Raw genomic sequence first — 16,555 nt, forward strand, 5'->3', positions numbered from 1 at the left:
CTCTCCAAAATGCGCTACTAAAATTACCATTAAAAAGCCACGAGCGACGGCTTTTTCGGCCACGCGAAGCAATTTGAACGTTTACCGTCAAAATGGGTTATTGGAAACCTATGGCGGCGTGCGGAATTCTAGCTTCGCCCGACCACGAAGCGCTGTCTGGCATGGGTGGGATCTTGCGGCGGCATGGCTGTCGCATTAGGCATCCTTTCTGGCTGGCGGACTGCGCGAGCGGAAAATTCGGCGAGTTTCGCGACATCAGGCAAAGGTGAACCCAGTTGTCCCTGCTACAAGTTTATTTTAAGGCCCTGAAATACCTTGCAAGTTACAAGTTACGAGTTTCACTCGTCGTCGCTGCGAACGTCGTTCTCGCTGTCATTACGATCCTCGAGCCCATTCTTTTCGGTCGCATCATTGATGCGATCTCGGAAAAGCGGGACGCCACGGGAATCCTGATCGCCTGGGGCTGCTTCGGCGTATTCAATACGGTCGCCTATGTGCTTGTCGCGCGCCAGGCCGATCGACTGGCCCATGGCCGCCGCGCGGATCTGCTGACCGAATCATTCGGCAAGATCATTTCCATGCCGCTCAGCTGGCACCACACGCGCGGCACCTCGAATGCCCTGCATACGCTGTTGCGCGCGGGTGAGACGCTGTTCGGGCTATGGCTGGAATTCATGCGAACCCATCTGGCGACAGCCGTTGCATTGGCCTTGTTGATCCCGACCGCCTTTTCGATGGACGTGCGGCTCACATCGGTCCTGATCATCCTGGCTGTCCTCTATGTCATCATCGGCAAGACAGTGATGAACAGGACCAAGGAAGGCCAGGCCTCGGTGGAGAGCCACTATCACACGGTCTTTTCCCATGTGAGCGACTCGATCAGCAACGTCTCGGTTCTGCACAGCTACAACCGCATCGAGGCGGAGACGCGCGCGCTGAAAGAATACACGACCAAGCTGCTCTCCGCTCAGTATCCGGTCCTCGACTGGTGGGCGCTGGCAGGCGCCCTGAACCGCATCGCTTCGACACTCTCCATGCTCGTCATCCTCGTAATCGGCACACTGCTGGTTCAGCGAGGCGAATTGACGGTAGGCGACATCATCGCCTTCACGGGCTTTGCCACCCTCTTGATCTCCCGTCTCGATCAGATGATCGCCTTCGTGAACCAGATCTTCGAAGCGCGATCTAAACTCGAAGACTTTTACAAGCTTGAGGACGCCGTGCAGGAACGCGAGGAGCGCGCAGGTTCGGCCGACCTCGAGCCGGTTCGCGGCGATGTGGAGTTCCGCAATGTTTCCTTCGATTTCGCCTCCACCACCCAGGGCGTGCGCGATATTTCCTTCCATGCCCGCGCAGGCCAGACGGTTGCCATCGTCGGTCCAACGGGCGCCGGCAAGACCACGCTCATAAACCTCCTGCAGCGCGTCTATGATCCCCAGTCGGGTCAGATCCTGATCGACGGCCAGGACATCGCCAAGGTGACCAGGAAGTCGCTGCGCCACTCGATCGCGACTGTTTTCCAGGATGCAGGCCTGCTGAACCGTTCGATCAAGGAGAATATCCGCCTTGGTCGCGAGGACGCGACCGAGGAGGAAATCATCCAGGCGGCCGAAGCGGCCGCCGCTACAGACTTCATTGAAAGCCGCATGATCGGCTACGACACCCATGTCGGCGAGCGCGGCAACCGTCTGTCCGGCGGCGAACGCCAGCGTATTGCCATTGCTCGTGCGATCCTCAAGAACGCCCCGATCCTCGTGCTCGACGAAGCCACCAGCGCGCTTGACGTCGAAACGGAAGCCCGCGTCAAACAGGCAATCGACCGGCTCAGAAAGAACCGCACCACCTTCATCATCGCCCACCGCCTCTCGACCATTCGCGAAGCCGACCTTGTCGTCTTCCTCGACCATGGCCAGGTGATCGAGATGGGCAATTACGATCAGCTGAGCGCGCTCGGTGGTCGCTTCACCTCACTCCTGCGCACCAGTGGCCTTCTGAAGGAAGAGCCCAGCCCGGCAATCTGAGGCTCTCGAAGCCGTTCAGAGGCTATCGAGTCTGTCCAGTACCTCAGTGGCGTGCTTGCGGATGGCGTCCTGCTTGAAGGGATCCATGCGCCGCCAGGTCGCATACATGTTGGAAAGCCGCGGATTGCGCGCGAGCTTCTCTGTGTTGCGGTCGAGGAAATCCCAGTAAAGCGCATTGAACGGACAGGCCTTCGATCCCGTCGTCAGCTTTGGATCGTAGCGACAGCCGCCGCAGAAATTGCTCATCCGGTCGATGTATTTGCCGCTCGCCGCATAGGGCTTGCTCGCCATGATCCCGCCATCGCCATAAAGCGCCATGCCGAGCGTGTTGGGCAGTTCGACCCAGTCATAGGCATCGGAATAGACGGCAAGATACCATTCACAGACTTGGGCAGGATCGATCCCGGCCAGCATGGCAAAGTTGCCAGTCACCATCAGCCGCTGGATATGATGCGAATAGGCGTGTTCGATCGTGTCGCCGACCGCACCCCGCATGCAGGCCATGTCGGTCTTCGCCGTCCAGTACATCTGCGGCAGGGGACGCGACGCAACAAGATGATTGAGGCCGGCATAGTCGGGCATCTCGGTCCAGTAGATACCGCGCACATATTCGCGCCAACCGAGGATCTGCCGGATAAAGCCCTCGACGGCATTGAGCGGCGCCCGCCCGTCGAACCACGCCGCTTCCGCTCGCCGGATGACGTCAATCGGAAGAAGCAGGCCGGCATTGACGTAGGATGAGATCAGCGAGTGGTAGAGATAAGGCTCGCCCTTCACCATCGCGTCCTGATAGTCACCGAAAGTGGGCAGGATCTCGTCGATGAACTGCTGAAGTTCGATCTCCGCCTGGGCAGCAGTCACTGCAAAATGAAAGCTGGCGAGCGAGCCCATGTGGCCGGTGAAGCGCTCTTCGACCAAGTCCAGAACGGACTTGGTGATCGTATCCTTTCGGTGGCTGATTCGCTTTGGCCCCTTCAACCCCTCCGCCGGTGGCTTGCGGTTCTCGGCATCGAAATTCCACTTGCCGCCGACAGGCTCCTCGCCCTCCAGCAGCACCCGGTGACGCCTGCGCATGTCGCGATAGAAATACTCCATGCGCAGCTGCTTGCGGCCTTTGCGCCATTCCCGGAAGTCCTCGATCGAACAGAGAAAGCGATCATCTTCCCGGATCTCGACCGGCACACCGAGGGCGGCTTCCCATCCGCGCATCTCGTCCGCCAGACGCCACTCCCCGCATTCCGTCACGACGACGGAGGCTGCGCCGGTGTCGGCAAGAGCGCGGGCAAGTTCGCCTTTCAGGCTCTGCGTGTTCTGAGGATCGTCCAGAGTGACATAACGGACGGAAAGACCCTTTTCTCTCAACTCCTCGGCAAAGTGCCGCATGGCGGAAAACAGAAAGGCAATCTTCTTCTTGTGATGCTTCACATAAGTCGCCTCGCTCATGACTTCCGCCATCAACACGAGCGAGGTTTCAGGATCGGCATCGGCAAGCGCTGACAGCGAGTGACTGAGCTGATCGCCGAGGACGAGATGGATGCGCGATGCTTTCACCATTCGATCGGCTGGCCGTCATAGGCAAAGAAGCCACCGGTCTGTGCGGGCTCAAGACCATTCAGAACCGAGAGCATCATGGCGACACTGTCTGCCGGCTGGATCTTGTCATGCGTCTTGGAGAAACCGCCGGAAAAGCCGGTATCAACGGAACCTGGATGCAGCGCCACCACAACGCTCTTCGGTCGAAGACGAGCGATTTCGATAGCACATGTGCGGGTGATCTGGTTCAGCGCCGATTTTGCGGAGCGGTAGGAGATCCAGCCGCCAAGCTTGTTGTCGCCGATCGAGCCGACCCGTGCCGAAAGCGTCGCAAAAACGCTCTTGCCCTCATTGGAGAGCAGTGGTGCGAAGTGCTTGAGCGCAAGTGCCGGGCCGATCGCGTTCAACGCAAACTGCGCTGCCATCACATCGGCCTGGATCGCCTTGATCGTCTTCTCCGGACCATTGCCATTGATCACGAGCGCACCCGTTGCGCAGAGGATCAGGTCGAACTTGAAGCCCGCTTCCGAAAGTCGCGCAGCCGCAGCGGCGACAGACGCATCATCCGTGATGTCGAACCCGTCAACGCTGCGGGAGAGTTCGACCACGCTGCCGCAATTCGGATCGGCCTTGATCGCAGCGGCAAAGGCGCCGCCGATACCGCCACTTGCCCCAAGCACGAGCGCGCGGTAGCCGGGATTAAGGGACGTCATTCCGGAAAAGTCGGTCATCTGAAAACTCCTGCAGGTCTGTGCTACCCAATACGGCAGGCAGCCAGACCGGATCAGGCACAGATTGTCTCATGGGCGTTCGATGGCGCCGTCGAAAGACGGCATCGCGCCAGGATCGATCTCCATCAACCGGCAGATCAGCCCCGCAATCTCGGTTTGCTTGAGCACAACATCGAGACCAAGCCGGAAACCGACCGTGTAGAACGGCACTTCGGTCTCCTGTAGCGTCGGCCCGGCATGATTGCCGTCGTCACCCATGCCGTGATCGGCGGTGACGATCACCGTGTAACCGGCCTCGACCCAATCAGGCAGATGTCGCGCAAGCAAATCCCCCTGCAGGCGCGCTGCATTGCGATAGCCGATGCTGTCACCCCCATGCTTGTGGCCGGCATCGTCGACATTCATCGGATGGAGCAGGAGAAAGTCCGGTGCCTTGGCGCGGATCAGCCATTCGGCATCGGCGAAGAGATGGCTGTCAGGATAGGCATCGTCCCAGTAGAAAACGCCATGGGTGATATCGCCTGTACCATCGACAAGAATGCGATCACGATACCGGTCGAACGGGCAGGATACATAAAGCTCGGACACCCAGTGATAGGCCGCCGCAGCCGTCACGCCACCCTGTGCCCTAACCCGCGCGAAGAGATTGTCCCCCACCGAGCGCCGCACCACGCCATTGCTGACGACACCGTGGTCCACGGGCTTCCGCCCAGTCATCAGCGTCTCATAGAGGGGACGTGACATGGCGGGTAGCTCGCAGGTCAGCTTGAGCACATCGGCGCGGCCCGCAGCCACGAGACCTTCCATGTAGCCGAGACAGGTACGGGCCGCATCGTAACGCAGCCCGTCGAGAACGATCAGGATCACTTTGTTCATGGCGCGCAACTTGCCACGCCGCGCGCCAAAGGCAAGGCCGACTTAGATTATAGGCTTCCCACCTGTGACAGCGATCGTCGCGCCGGACACGTAACTCGATAGCGGATCGGCGAGCATCACGTAGGCCGTTTGCAATTCGGCCGGTTGCCCAGGCCGCTTCATCGGCACCTGTTTGCCGAAGTTCTTGACCTTCTCTTCCGGCATGGTCGAGGGGATGAGCGGCGTCCAGATCGGCCCAGGAGCTACCGCATTGGCGCGGATATTCTTTTCCGCCAGCATTTGTGCGAGCCCAGCCGTGAAGTTCTGGATCGCGCCCTTGGTAGTCGCATAGGCGAGAAGGTGCGGGCTGGGGCTATCCGAGTTGATCGACGCCGTGTTGATGATCGAACCGCCATTTTTCATATGCGGCACGGCCGCCTTGGTCAGATAGAACATCGCATGGATGTTGACCCGAAAGGTCAGCTCCCACTCCTCGTCCGGGATCTCCGTGATGTCATCGAAGGTGGCCTGGTGGGCGGCATTGTTGACGAGAATATCGACGCCGCCGAGTTCACGAACCGCTGTGTCGACAATCTCTCTGCAATGATCAGCGTTTTGGATATCCCCTCGGACCAGCACGGCCTTGCGCCCCGCCTTTTCCACCCAACGGGCGGTGTCCTGCGCGTCCTCGTCCTCCTCGATATAGGAGATCAGCACATCGGCGCCTTCGCGTGCATAGGCGATTGCCACCGCCCGACCGATCCCGCTGTCGCCGCCGGTGATGATCGCCTTCAGCCCTTCGAGCTTGCCCGACCCCTTGTAGCTTTCTTCGCCATGATCGGGCCTAGGATCCATGTCCGAGGTGCGGCCCGGCATCGGGACTTTCTTCTGCGAAAATGGGGGCGTCGGATAATCGGCCATGGGTCATCTCCTCGTTGCTGATGTCGAGGGTCAAACCGGTGAGCCATGGATGAGTTCCGGAAATCGGTACCGGCAAATGAACGGGACCGGCGTGACGCCGGCCCTTTGAAACATTCGGGATCACCCGTGCCAGGCGGCGACAGCCTGCGGTTTCAGCACGCTCTCGCCAAGCACCGGATCGGCGCCTTCAGGGAGCGTCCAGTCTTCCATTCCGTAGTTGAAGGCGAAGACGAGATCGCCGCGGCGACGGATACGGATGAAGTCGGGCACGCGCAGCGTCGCAACACCGGCCTTCTTCGTGGCCAGTTCCAGCACCTCGGCCAGGAGACCAGCATCCGCCCAGCAGGCGAGATAGAGCACATTGCCCTTCTCGGTCAGTGCCGGATCGCCATTGTCGAAGGTGGCGAGTACCGAGGCCGAGGTCTCCAGATATTCGCGCCAGCGGATTGCATGACCCGAAACCGCACCGGAAACGCCATCCGAGAGCCCCGGACGCATGGAGGAAACCTGGATGACACGATTGCCCGTGAGTGCGCCCAGCGGACCCGGCGGCAGGTTTTCCGGGATGCGGAAATTGCGGTCGCGCGAACCCGTGCGGGCGCCGATCACGACGACACCCCCAGCCTTTTCGAGCTCGGCCCGTGCCGCTTCGGTCACTTCCGTCATGCAGGGCACGAGGACCAGCGGATAGCCCTCAAGCGAGGCACCCGGACGGACGAAATCGACGTTCAGACCAAGATGGCGAAGAGCCTCATACCAGCGGAAGCAGAGTTCCTCGTAGCGGAAATCCTTGCCCTGCGGCTGGATCATCGTCGACCAATAGCTCTGATAGTCGAAGACCAGCGCGACGGGTGCCTGGCTCGTTTCGGGAAGCGCGCCGAGGGCGGCCAGCTCCTCCGAGACCTGCATGGCTTCGCGGCCGCCCGGCGACCATTCGTCGAGGCCAGGCAGGTTCAGGCCCGCATGCATCTGTTCCTGCGCAAACGGTGCCTGACGCCAGCGGAAATAGCTGACGACATCAGCGCCATGCGCCAGCGCTTCCCAGGTCCACAGACGCACCATGCCGGGCTTCGGCACGGGGTTCCACGGCGCCCAGTTCACCGGCCCCGGCTGCTGCTCCATCACCCAGAAGCGGCCCTTGCCGACGGCGCGGTAGAGATCGTGGTGATAGGGCGCGATATCGGGATGCGAGGTTTCGGCCCAGCGATTGCGCTCTTCTTCGGTAAAGGGAAACTTCTCGACGAAGCCGATCGGATAGCTGTCCCAGGAGGCAAGATCGAGATTGTCGCCGACCTTGAAGTGGTCGAAATCGGACACGAAGCCCATGAAGTTATGGGTGATCCAGCGACCCGGCGAATGCTTGCGGATGATCTCGCACTGCATCTGGTCGTAAGCCGCGACCTGGTCCGAATGGAAACGCCAAAAGTCGAGACGCGTTGCCGGGTTCGGCTCGGTCACCGTCAGGTTCGGCAGGGCGACATCGTCGAAGTTGTTGAGTTCCATCGACCAGAAGACCGAACCCCAGGCTTCGTTCAGCTGGTCGGTCGACTGGTAGCGCAGCCGCAGCCAGCGCTTGAAGCTCTTCAGATCTTCAGGGCCCCACGAGAGGGTCGTGTCATGGCAGCCATATTCATTGTCAGTCTGCCAGCCGACGATGCCGGGATGGGTCCCGTAGCGCTTGGCGACGATCTCGACGATCCGGGCGCTTTCCTTCCACCAGGTCTCCGACGAGAAGGTGTAATGGCGACGCGACCCGAAACCGCGCGGGCGGCCCTGTTCGTCATAGGGGATGATGTCAGGGCATTCGTCCACAAGCCACTTGGGCGGGGTCGCGGTCGGCGTGCCGAGAACGACCTTGAGGCCCGCTTCATGCAGCACATCGATCGCCCGGTCGAGCCATTCGAAGGTGAAATTGCCGCGCGAGGGCTCAAGACGAGACCAGGCGAATTCACCGATACGCACGAAGGAAATGCCGAGTTCGCGCATCCGGCGCGCGTCGGTTCGCCACCGGCTTTCGTCCCAGTGTTCCGGATAGTAGCAGACGCCCAGCATTATCGTGTCAGATCCCCATTGATGACGGCCTTGCCGTCCTTGTCGAACAGATGGCAGGCCTTGGCATTGATGCCGAGGCGCAGCGTCTGGCCGGGCTTCTCGCTGGCCAGGCCGTCGGCCTTCACTGAAAGCTCCGAGCCGTCGGCGAGTGTGACGAAGAACAGCGTCTCCGAACCCAGATATTCGGCGAGCTTAACGGTCGCTTCGATCACGACATCGCCCTTGCCGGTCGCGTCGATATGCTCGGGACGCAGGCCGAAGGTCAGCTCTCCGGCCGGAACGCTCGCACCATGCGTCGGGATCGAGATGTCGGCGCCAGGCAGACGCACCACGGCAGCACCATCGGCGGTCGAAGCCTGAACCTTGAGGAAATTCATCTTCGGCGAGCCGATGAAGCCGGCAACGAAGAGATTGTTCGGGCGATGGTAAAGCTCGAGCGGCGAACCAACCTGCTCGATCTGGCCTGCCGAGAGCACGACGATCTTGTCGGCCATGGTCATGGCCTCGACCTGGTCATGCGTGACGTAGATCATCGTCGCCTTGAGGTCCTGATGCAGCTTGGAAAGCTCCGTGCGCATCTGGACGCGGAGCGCTGCATCAAGGTTGGACAGCGGTTCGTCGAACAGGAAGACTTCCGGATTGCGCACGATCGCACGACCGATCGCCACGCGCTGGCGCTGACCGCCCGAAAGCTGGCCAGGCTTGCGCTGCAAAAGCGGCTCGAGCTGCAGCATCTTCGCGGCAACGGCGGTGCGTTCCGCGATTTCGGTCTTCGGATGTCCTGTCATCTTCAGGCCGAAACCAATGTTTTCCTCGACCGTCATGTGCGGGTAAAGCGCATAGGACTGGAAAACCATGGCAACACCGCGCTCGGACGGGCCGATGCTGGTCATGTCCTGGCCAGCGATCGACAGAGCACCTGCGGTAATGTCTTCCAGGCCGGCGATCATGCGCAGAAGCGTGGACTTGCCGCAGCCCGATGGGCCGACAAAGACGCAGAACTCACCGTCCTTGACGTCGAGATCCACCCCCTTGATGACGCTGAGCGCGCCGAACTGTTTCTTGACGCCACGCAGGCTTACATCAGCCATGGGTCTTGCCTCCCTTGATCGGTTCGAGTTCGAGGAGAAGCGCGCTTTCGGGCGTCAGCATCGGCAGCGGCAGGCCGGCAAGTCCGGCACTGGAAAGCGCGAAGGTGACGGCACCGGAAAGCAGCGCTTTCTGGCCCTCGGAGATACGGATGAATTGCGGTTCTGCCGGCAGCACGGTCTTGATCCGCCACTGGCCACCGAACTGGGTGACCTCATCGGGCAGACGCAGAGGTGCTGGCTGTTCGCCCACCATCTGCGGTCCCTGGGCGACGATGACCACGATCTTCTCGGCCGAAGCCGCACCCCAGACATAGCGACCGTCGAGCGGCTCCATGCGGAAGCTGGCGCCCGGTGCATGGAAGAGATCGCGCAGCCGCTTGTAGGTCTCGATATAGACCTTGAGTTCGTCGCGCTCCTCATCGGTGAGTTCGAGCGGGTTGAGCTCCACCCCGAGATGATAGGCGATGGCCACGAGCGCCCGGAAGGCAAGCGTGTGGCGACGACCTGTCTGATGGTTCGGCGAGGCCGAGATGTGACTGCCGAGAATTTCCGGCGGCACGAAGACCGAAGCGCCGCGCTGGATTTCCAGCCGTTCCAGCGCATCCGTGCAATCGGACGTCCAGACGCGATGGGTGCGCTTCAAGGCGCCGTAATCGATACGTCCGCCACCGGAAGCGCAGCTTTCGATTTCGACATTGGGATGAGCGGCACGGATGCGGTCCATCAGCGCATAGACGGCACGCGTCTGGGCGGCAGTCTTCGCCTTGCCGTCGCGACCGGCCGCATGCGTCAGATCTCGGTTCATGTCCCACTTGATGTAGGAGACGGCATGGTTGGACAGCACCGCGTCGATCTTGCCGAAGAGATAGTCGGAGACTTCGGGACGCGTCAGATCCAGCACCAGCTGGGTGCGCGATTCGAGGACCGGACGGCCCTCGATCGTCAGCGCCCAGTCGGGATGCGCCTTGTAGAGCTCCGAAACCGGGTTCACCATCTCAGGCTCGAACCAGATGCCGAACTGCATGCCGAGCCCGGTCACGTGATCCACCAGCGGCTTCAGGCCATCGGGATATTTGCGCGCATCGATATCCCAGTCGCCGAGGCTCGTGGTGTCGTTGTCGCGCTTGCCGAACCAGCCGTCGTCGAGCACGAATCGCTCGATGCCAAGTTCGGCTGCCGCGGTCGCTTGCGCCTTCAGGCTGTCCATCCGGTGGTCGAAGTAGTTGCCTTCCCAGGTGTTCAGCGTCACCGGGCGCGGGCTCATCTTACCGCCTGGCCAGGTGGTAAGTTCTTCGCGCACGAAGGCATGGAAGTCTTCCGTGTCGGCGCCTGCATAGGCAATCGGGCTTTCATAGCTCTCGCCCGGTCCGAGGATGATTTCGCCCGGCTCGAACAGCTCACCGAGATGCACGAGGCGCCGTCCGTCATCGGTCCGGTCAATCACCATCTGGTGGTTGCCGCTGAAGCCGAGCGTGACGCCAAAGATCTGGGCCTCGCTTTCGATAAACAGCATCGGGAAACGGTCATGCGAGGTGCGACCGCGACGGTTTTCCTGGATCCAGGCGCCATTACCGAGAAGCTCCCGCCGCGTCTGGAACTCGCGCCCCCAGATGCCGGTGAAGCTCATCACCTGTAAATCCCCGGCAGGCGCGAGGAAGGTCGCCGCCATGCAGCGATCAAGCTGGTAATCCGCATCGCCCAGATTCCTGAGTTCCGTCGCCATCGAGATCAGGCCGGAGTTATGCGCGGTGAGCGTGATGGCAATGCCGAGCCGGGCGACCGAATCGACAGCTTTCAGCACCGTCTGATTGCCGTCGCGAATGACCGTCCAGCCGCCGAACTGCGCCACGAAATCGCGGCCCCCGCGGTGACCTGCAATCGCCGGCCAGCCAAAGAAGCCCATGCCACCCGTCGGCAGGAGCACGTTCGAGGGCACGGCCACGTCCATGCCGTTGACCCGGCTGGAGCGCTCGATCTCGAACAGCGGATCAGCGTCTACAGGCTCCGCACCGAAGGACAGGATCTCCGGCATGCCAAGCGCCGGCAGGCGGAGGCTCAGCGCCAGCTGGCCTGAATCGATGATGACGATTTCACTCATCCCTTGGTCGCTCCGAGTGTGAGGCCGGCAATGAAGTGGCGCTGCATGAGGAAGAACATGGCGACCGGCGGCAGCGCTGCCACGATCGAACCGGCAGAGACGAGATGCCAGGCGGCAACCCACTGGCCGTTCAGCGAATAGAGACCTGCTGTCACCGGCATGGCATGCTGGCCCTGCACGAGCACGGTTGCCCAGAAGTAGTCGTTCCAGACGAAGGTGAAGATCAGAACGGACAAGGCAGCGATCGCCGGCCGCATCAGCGGCAGCACAATGTAGCGGAAAATCCGCCATTCGGAGACACCCTCGACCCGCGCCGATTCGATCAGCGCAAAGGGCAGCCCTTTGATGAAATTGCGCATGAACAGCGTGCAGAATCCGGTCTGGAAGGCGACATGGAAGAGTACGAGGCCCATCGTGGTGTCGTAGAGACCCGCGCGCAGAGTCATGTCGCGAACCGGAACCATAAGGATCTGGAACGGGATGAAATTGCCGGCGACGAACATGAAGAACAGGATCAGATTGCCCTTGAACTTGTAGACCGCGAGCGCAAAGCCGGTGAGGCAGGAGAGCGCCACCGCGCCGATCACCGTCGGGATCGTCACCTTGAAAGAATTCAGGATGTAGTAGCCGATCGGCGAGTTGTTGAAGACGGCCGAATAGTTCTCGAAACCGGCAAAGCCCGAAGGAATGCCAAAGTAGTTGCCGGCAGCCAAGTCACCGGCCGGACGAACCGAGGTGATCGCAACGCCGATCAAGGGCAACAGCCAGAGGACGAGCGCCACCGGCAGCAGGAGCTTGTAGGCCGTCTGCGCAAATGGCGAGGCCTTCTGGATCGGAGTGGGGAACATCAGGCGTTCCTTTCCTGAGCGAGCATGCGTACGATGAAGAGCGAGATGAAGACCATCATGATCAGGAACAGCACGACCGCGATCGATGCGCCGTAGCCCATGCGGAAGCCATATTCGGAGAGCGCCTGCTCATACATGAAGTAGGACAGAACCTGGCTCGATCCGTAAGGGCCGCCGGCGGTCATGATCGACACGAGATCGAAGGAGCGCAGCGAGCCGATGACGGTCACAACCATGGCGATGAAGGTTGCCGGTGCGAGTTGCGGCAGGATGACGTACCACAGCAGTTTCAGACCCTTGGCGCCATCCATGCGGGCAGCTTCGACCTGCTCTGGATTGATGTTGTTGAGACCCGTCAGGTAGAGGATCATGCAGTAGGCCGTCTGCGGCCAGAGACCGGCGACGATGATACCATAGGTCACGAAGCGCTCGTCGGCGAGCACGGCGAACTGTTCGCCCGTGATCAGCTCAAGCAGCTTGGAAAACAGTCCGAAGTCGGGCGCATAGAACCAGGTGAACATCAGGCCGACAACCACCTGGCTGATCACGAAGGGGAAGAAGAACAACGACTTATAGAGCCGGATGCCGGTGACCGTCTGGTTGAGGAACAGCGCGACCGCCAGACCCGCCGGGATAGCAAGAAGATAGAGAACCAGCCAGATGAGATTGTTTTCGAGCGAGACGTAGAAGGAATCGTCATCGAGCAATTCGACATAATTGCCCACGCCGATCCATGTCATTGCGCCCAGGCCGTCCCAGTCGTGGAAGCTGATCCAGATCGACTGAAAGATCGGGACCAGAACATAGATCACGAACATCAGCATGCCGGGCGCGAGGAAAAGAAGCGGCGCGAGCGTCTGCTGATTGCGCTTCCAGAAACCGGAAGCCGGGGAAACGGTGTTGCTCATGGCGGCACCTCTGAGGAATGGGAACGGCAACCGGATGCCATGGGCCCAGGGAGACCCACAGCACCCGGCGCAGGGAGCTCTATGGCTTACTTGTAGACGCGGGCGCGAACCTTTTCGAGGCGCTCCAGTATGGCGTCCAGACGCTCAGGCTTGACCATGAATTCCTGGAAGCCTTCCATGCCGGCCTTTGCCATTTCGGCATCGGCGTCACGATCGTAGAACTGCGCCAGCGCATAGGCGTTGGACAGCATCTCGAAACCGGCCTGCAGGAACGGATCAGCCGGCTTTTCCGACTGGTTGTTCACCGGCAGCTGGCCGAGCGTGGCATTCATCTTCGACTGCGCAGCCGGCGAAGCAACGAAGGCGAGGAACTTCTTCGCATCTTCCTTGTTCTTCGCACCCGACGGGATGTGGAAGGTGTCGGTCGGCGCTTCCTCTGCCATCGGAATGCCGGCAGTGATTTCCGGGAACTGCATGAAGCCGATCTGCTCTTCCTTCAGTCCGCCGTCCTTCATCGTGGCAACGGCGAAGTTGCCCATCAGATACATGGCAGCCTTGCCCTGGACCATCTGCGGGATTGCATCCTGCCAGTCGATCGCGGCATGGTTTTCATTGAAGTAGCCGGCCTTGACCAGTTCGCCCCACTTCTCGAACACGGCCTTCACACGCGGGTCGGTGTAGGGAACCTTGCCCGAGGTCAGCTCCATGTGGAATTCGTAGCCATTGACGCGCAGGTTCAGATAGTCGAACCAGCCGCCCGTCGGCCAGAGTGCCTTGGTGCCGATGGTGATCGGGGTGATGCCGGCCGACTTCAGCTTTTCGCTGGCCGCCAGGAACTCGGCCCAGGTCTTCGGCGGCTCGATACCCTGCTCGGCGAAGATATCCTTACGGTAATAGATACCCCACTGGTAATAGGTATAGGGAACGCCCCACTTCTTGCCGTCGATGGTCATCGAAGGTGCAGCGGACTTCAGCTGGTCGTTGAGGCCATTGGCTTCCCATACGTCGGTCACGTCTTCGAAGAGACCCGCCTTGACGAAGGGCTCCATGCGGTTGCCGGCGAACCAGGAAACGACGTCAGGCGCGTCGGCGGTCAGGAAGTTGCGGATCGCGGACTTGTAGCCCTCGTGGTCGAAATTGTTCCACTTGACCGTGATGTCGGGATTGGCCGCCTGGAAATCCGCGATCAGATCCTCGATCGCCTTTTTCGGCGCCGGGTCGGAATGGTTCGAGTTGAGGGTGATTTCACCGGCAAACGCGGTGGACGACAGCAGGACTGCACCCAGAGCGATCGCGCTCAGGCTTTTGAAAAAGGTCATGTTTTCCTCCCTATGACCGTTATGCATGGCATTTCCGGAGCTCTAGCCCCGGATCCCACCGGAGCGGATTTCTCAGCTCTGCTTGATCATCCGATTCAAACCCGTAATAATCTACCGAGTTTTCACCGAACTTTTCCGGGATCCTAAGATTTGGAACATGTGAAGCCGCTTCTCGAGGACGAGTCCGTCCCGGTCCATCCGGATCATGACCCGCGACACCCGCTGGTCATCTTCGGCGATCACCGGTTTTGTGCTGGCGAAAATCTGACGGTCCAGCGGATGGCAGGCCCGCACATGCACAGCCAGATCGAGCTCAACTTCGTTCTATCGGGCCACATGACCTACTGGTTCGATGGCCGTGAATTGACGGTGGACGAGGGTCGCCTTTGCCTCTTCTGGGGCATGATCCCGCATCAAGTGATCGACAGACAGGAAGGCACACGCTTCGTATGCCTTTACGTGCCGATGTCCGTCTTCCTCGGCCTCGCCAATCTGAGCCGTTTCCGCGATGCCGTGTTTCGCGGCGCGATGATTGAAGCGCTCGAGATCCGTTCCTGGGACCGTGATATCTTTCAGCGCTGGCGCGAGGAACTTCTGGCCGGCGACGAGAACCTGACCGAAATCGTGCGAAACGAATTGACGGCACGCGTTCTCAGGATCGAGCGCGACGGCTGGCGGGATCTGCGCGAAGAAGGCTCGGCGATTGCCAGCTTCAGCGCCAATGACAGCGAGCGCGTCGAACACATCGAGCGCATGCTGCGCTTCATCGCCGAACATGCGCTCGAAAACATCTCTGCAGATGACGTCGGCAATGCGGTGGGCCTTCACCCGAACTACGCCATGTCGATCTTCAAGCGCGCCGTGGGCCACACGATCAACCAGGCGATCGTGCGCCACCGCCTCGACACCGCACAGTCCCTGCTGATCTCGACCGACCTCTCGATCACCGATGTCGCCTTCGAAAGCGGCTTCGGATCGGTCTCTCGCTTCTACGAGGCCTTCAGCCAGCGTTTTGTCGAAAAGCCGACCGCCTTCCGTCGTCGCATGCGCTCGAAAGGGGCGCCGCCGACCTGAGCAGCCATGCCGTTATCGAGCGGCAATCGCCGAAAGCTTCGGCATGGCGACGTCAGGGCACCAGTCCTTGAAACCGATGATGCGGCGGACGATCTTTTCTGCGTGGTTGCCAGCGATATCGCACAATCTGTGGTCCAGATAGGGATTGAGAAAACGCTCGAGCGTGGTCGCGACATAGGCCTCGGCCTCGTCGCCAAGACCATGCCGGCGAAAACCAGGGACAACCTCTTCTCGGTAGATCAACTCGAGTTCCGACCGGATCGCGGGATCGGCAAGAATATCTTTCACGCATTCCCCGCCGGGGCGACCGTCCTTCAGCCAGCGATCGGCCAACACAGTATGGCCAAGGTTGAGGATATGCAGCTTCAGCCGCTCATAAGGCGTCAGGTCGTCAACGAGCTTGATGCAGGGATGCTCGCAGGGCAGCGTGAGCCCTGCCTGGCGTTCGATCGCCCAGATCGCATAGGGCTCCGCGATCGCCCCCGCCGGCTCGATCGGTTCGGACACGATGCGATCGACCAGCGTGTTGCCCCAGATGACCCGCTCCGAAAGCCAGGACACGAAGGTCGCGTCGGGAACATGGCGGCTCGCAAGATCGACGATGAGGTCCCGCAGCACCTCGCCATTTCGCGAGATCAACTCGCAGGGCAATATCGTCAACGGCATCGCGCCGCCGCGAAAGCGCGCGTGAAGGAGCGCCAGTAGCTTCATCGGAAAGGAGCGCGGAACCCCGTCGACACTGTCCCCCTCGACGAGGGCGTACCCCTTGTCTCCGGTATTGCTCAGCACGACTCTCGCCTCTTCGACGAAAACCCGCCTCACCTCGGCCCAGTCGCTGGAGGTCGAGAGCGACCGCGTCACGGATCGTACCCTGAGCTCTCGCTCGACAGGCTGCCCCTCCTCCAGCCCCCTGATGATCACTGGAAAGCCCTCCGGCGCCGACAGCGCACCGATGCGCCCGGCACGTGCCGGATCACCCGATGTCTGCACCACGGTGATCGGCCCAAGCGCCTTATCCGCCTCCATGGCTTCGCTGACGAAGAGATCGGCATGCGCCTGGAGAAATCGGCTCGTGCCGAATTGCAGGATGGGCGTCGTCATGGC

13 protein-coding genes are annotated in these 16,555 nt (G+C 60.8%); 2 read left to right on the forward strand and 11 right to left on the reverse strand.

The annotated features are described in order from the left end of the window. Nucleotides 1-275: 275 nt before the first annotated feature. On the forward strand, nucleotides 276-2,021 hold the full coding sequence (locus GH983_RS18960) for a glucan ABC transporter ATP-binding protein/ permease (protein ID WP_054150324.1): 1,746 nt from the start codon (nucleotides 276-278) through the stop codon (nucleotides 2,019-2,021). Nucleotides 2,022-2,036: 15 nt separating this feature from the next. Here the strand turns inward: GH983_RS18960 and GH983_RS18965 are convergent, their stop codons facing one another. From GH983_RS18965 to GH983_RS19010, 10 genes are all read right to left on the reverse strand, one after another. Continuing rightward, nucleotides 2,037-3,575, reverse strand: coding sequence for a cryptochrome/photolyase family protein (locus GH983_RS18965; RefSeq protein ID WP_153763229.1), 1,539 nt, complete (start codon nucleotides 3,573-3,575; stop codon nucleotides 2,037-2,039). Further along, on the reverse strand, nucleotides 3,569-4,285 hold the full coding sequence (locus tag GH983_RS18970) for an SDR family oxidoreductase (RefSeq protein ID WP_153763230.1): 717 nt from the start codon (nucleotides 4,283-4,285) through the stop codon (nucleotides 3,569-3,571). Before GH983_RS18970 ends, GH983_RS18965 begins: the two co-directional genes overlap by 7 nt. Nucleotides 4,286-4,354: 69 nt before the next feature. Next, entirely contained in the window at nucleotides 4,355-5,161 is an 807-nt protein-coding gene (locus GH983_RS18975) for an alkaline phosphatase family protein (protein WP_153763231.1), read from the reverse strand. Nucleotides 5,162-5,203: 42 nt separating this feature from the next. Continuing rightward, entirely contained in the window at nucleotides 5,204-6,061 is an 858-nt protein-coding gene (locus tag GH983_RS18980) for an SDR family oxidoreductase (protein ID WP_153763232.1), read from the reverse strand. A gap of 120 nt (nucleotides 6,062-6,181) precedes the next feature. Further along, a complete protein-coding gene (locus GH983_RS18985) occupies nucleotides 6,182-8,113 on the reverse strand; it encodes a beta-galactosidase (protein ID WP_153763233.1) in 1,932 nt (643 codons plus the stop codon). After that, on the reverse strand, nucleotides 8,113-9,204 hold the full coding sequence (locus GH983_RS18990; RefSeq protein ID WP_054150319.1) for an ABC transporter ATP-binding protein: 1,092 nt from the start codon (nucleotides 9,202-9,204) through the stop codon (nucleotides 8,113-8,115). Before GH983_RS18990 ends, GH983_RS18985 begins: the two co-directional genes overlap by 1 nt. Continuing rightward, nucleotides 9,197-11,302, reverse strand: coding sequence for an alpha-galactosidase (locus GH983_RS18995; protein WP_153763234.1), 2,106 nt, complete (start codon nucleotides 11,300-11,302; stop codon nucleotides 9,197-9,199). The genes GH983_RS18990 and GH983_RS18995 overlap by 8 nt, the downstream gene beginning before the upstream one ends. After that, a complete protein-coding gene (locus GH983_RS19000; RefSeq protein ID WP_153763235.1) occupies nucleotides 11,299-12,150 on the reverse strand; it encodes a carbohydrate ABC transporter permease in 852 nt (283 codons plus the stop codon). Before GH983_RS19000 ends, GH983_RS18995 begins: the two co-directional genes overlap by 4 nt. Beyond that, the gene (locus GH983_RS19005) at nucleotides 12,150-13,058 is read right to left on the reverse strand and encodes a carbohydrate ABC transporter permease (RefSeq protein WP_153763236.1); all 909 of its coding nucleotides are present in this window, start codon (nucleotides 13,056-13,058) and stop codon (nucleotides 12,150-12,152) included. Before GH983_RS19005 ends, GH983_RS19000 begins: the two co-directional genes overlap by 1 nt. Before the next feature lie 86 nt (nucleotides 13,059-13,144). Further along, nucleotides 13,145-14,377 (reverse strand): ABC transporter substrate-binding protein, encoded by a 1,233-nt coding sequence (locus tag GH983_RS19010; RefSeq protein ID WP_054150315.1) that lies wholly within the window; start codon nucleotides 14,375-14,377, stop codon nucleotides 13,145-13,147. 294 nt (nucleotides 14,378-14,671) lie between these two features. On the opposite strand from GH983_RS19010, the gene GH983_RS19015 reads away from it, so the two are divergent. Beyond that, nucleotides 14,672-15,451 (forward strand): helix-turn-helix domain-containing protein, encoded by a 780-nt coding sequence (locus GH983_RS19015; protein WP_371418496.1) that lies wholly within the window; start codon nucleotides 14,672-14,674, stop codon nucleotides 15,449-15,451. A gap of 12 nt (nucleotides 15,452-15,463) precedes the next feature. Here GH983_RS19015 and GH983_RS19020 read toward each other — a convergent pair whose 3' ends face one another. Continuing rightward, nucleotides 15,464-16,552 carry a mannitol dehydrogenase family protein gene (locus GH983_RS19020; protein WP_153763237.1) on the reverse strand — a complete coding sequence of 363 codons (1,089 nt, stop codon included), beginning with the start codon at nucleotides 16,550-16,552 and terminating at the stop codon, nucleotides 15,464-15,466. Nucleotides 16,553-16,555 lie beyond the last annotated feature (3 nt).

The organism is Agrobacterium sp. MA01, from assembly GCF_009650195.1.
Lineage (GTDB): Bacteria > Pseudomonadota > Alphaproteobacteria > Rhizobiales > Rhizobiaceae > Allorhizobium.

Coding starts and splice junctions, on each gene's coding strand:
- GH983_RS18965 (WP_153763229.1), bottom strand. CDS start 3,575: ATGGTGAAAGCATCGCGCATCCATCTCGTCCTCGGCGATCAGCTCAGT.
- GH983_RS18970 (WP_153763230.1), bottom strand. CDS start 4,285: ATGACCGACTTTTCCGGAATGACGTCCCTTAATCCCGGCTACCGCGCG.
- GH983_RS18975 (WP_153763231.1), bottom strand. CDS start 5,161: ATGAACAAAGTGATCCTGATCGTTCTCGACGGGCTGCGTTACGATGCG.
- GH983_RS18980 (WP_153763232.1), bottom strand. CDS start 6,061: ATGGCCGATTATCCGACGCCCCCATTTTCGCAGAAGAAAGTCCCGATG.
- GH983_RS18985 (WP_153763233.1), bottom strand. CDS start 8,113: ATGCTGGGCGTCTGCTACTATCCGGAACACTGGGACGAAAGCCGGTGG.
- GH983_RS18990 (WP_054150319.1), bottom strand. CDS start 9,204: ATGGCTGATGTAAGCCTGCGTGGCGTCAAGAAACAGTTCGGCGCGCTC.
- GH983_RS18995 (WP_153763234.1), bottom strand. CDS start 11,302: ATGAGTGAAATCGTCATCATCGATTCAGGCCAGCTGGCGCTGAGCCTC.
- GH983_RS19000 (WP_153763235.1), bottom strand. CDS start 12,150: ATGTTCCCCACTCCGATCCAGAAGGCCTCGCCATTTGCGCAGACGGCC.
- GH983_RS19005 (WP_153763236.1), bottom strand. CDS start 13,058: ATGAGCAACACCGTTTCCCCGGCTTCCGGTTTCTGGAAGCGCAATCAG.
- GH983_RS19010 (WP_054150315.1), bottom strand. CDS start 14,377: ATGACCTTTTTCAAAAGCCTGAGCGCGATCGCTCTGGGTGCAGTCCTG.
- GH983_RS19015 (WP_371418496.1), top strand. CDS start 14,672: ATGCACAGCCAGATCGAGCTCAACTTCGTTCTATCGGGCCACATGACC.
- GH983_RS19020 (WP_153763237.1), bottom strand. CDS start 16,552: ATGACGACGCCCATCCTGCAATTCGGCACGAGCCGATTTCTCCAGGCG.